The sequence below is a fragment of the Acinetobacter tianfuensis genome (genome assembly GCF_003611465.1).
Taxonomy (GTDB): Bacteria; Pseudomonadota; Gammaproteobacteria; order Pseudomonadales; family Moraxellaceae; genus Acinetobacter; species Acinetobacter tianfuensis.
In genome coordinates this window covers 1-956 of the sequence record NZ_RAXV01000097.1, presented here as the reverse complement: position 1 = coordinate 956, position 956 = coordinate 1, and the positions used below count along the sequence as shown (strand labels likewise).

Sequence of the window (956 nt, the reverse complement as noted above, 5' to 3'; positions counted from 1 at the left end):
AGCGCATCAAACTATTGGCCTGAATTAGTTTTAAACTGGCTTCAAAAAAAGCCAGAGCATATTGATAGTGATGTTTTATATTGGATTGAGAATCTAATTAAGGATAAAAATAAGTATTCTCAGAAGGTCAGACATCTGGCTATAAAGATGCGTAAGGATTTTTTGGAAAGATTTAGTACATGATTATTAGTGATTGTATAATTTAATTAAATATTAGATGGATCTTTTAAATTTCGTATAACGTGCATCATGCCGATTTTAGAAATTTTAGCTTTTTAGTGGGAATGAATAGTCTTTTCTCCATACTCAGTTTCTCTAGAGCTACCAAAGTAACGAAAAACAATATTTTTTCGATTCAATGAATTTAGAATGAAATTTGAGAGTTTACGATTACTCAAAGCAATATTAAGACTATTAAAAACTTCTGTAGAATTTTGGATATGCCATTCTTCAAATTCACTATCTGAGAACTTACCATAATCATGATCTATAAAGGCATCATATTTTTTCAAATATGATGTAAGACTTAAAACAAGATAAGGGTCTAACCTCTCAGCGGGATAAGGATCATATTCCGTCGGCATTTCATCAAGTTTTTTTTCTGGAAATAAATATATTTGCCCGCAGTCAAACCAAAACTCTACCGCTATATGATCCCAGTCAAACCGTGTGATTATGTGCGAGAGTTCTTCAAAAAACATATAAAATGCTTTTATATAGTCAAGAGATAACTCAGTAACATTTGGGTTTATGTCTCCTGCTTGATCACTACTAATTTTCAGAAAATCATTATTTTTTTCAATACAAAATATTGTCATTATATTATCCTAATATTAGTGTTTTTCAGAATCACTTTTATTTAACAGTTAAAACTAATATTATCTAAAGTTATATCCAAGATTCAGGCTAGAAGCCTTCATTATCTATTTAACATAAATATCTTATACGAAATAAAC

At 29.3% G+C, this 956-nt stretch carries 1 protein-coding gene and 1 pseudogene; one reads left to right on the top strand and one right to left on the bottom strand.

Annotated elements, in window-relative coordinates; all coding sequences use genetic code 11:
* Positions 1–183: pseudogene (locus D7V32_RS17500) on the top strand (hypothetical protein); the annotation flags it as partial.
* 92 nt (positions 184–275) lie between these two features.
* Here D7V32_RS17500 and D7V32_RS17030 read toward each other — a convergent pair.
* A complete protein-coding gene (locus tag D7V32_RS17030) occupies positions 276–818 on the bottom strand; it encodes a hypothetical protein (protein WP_120403948.1) in 543 nt (180 codons plus the stop codon).
* Between the last annotated feature and the right edge of the window lie 138 nt (positions 819–956).

Bases quoted from the DNA above. Each gene is read 5' to 3' on its own strand.
- D7V32_RS17030 (WP_120403948.1), bottom strand. From the start codon at position 818: ATGACAATATTTTGTATTGAAAAAAATAATGATTTTCTGAAAATTAGT.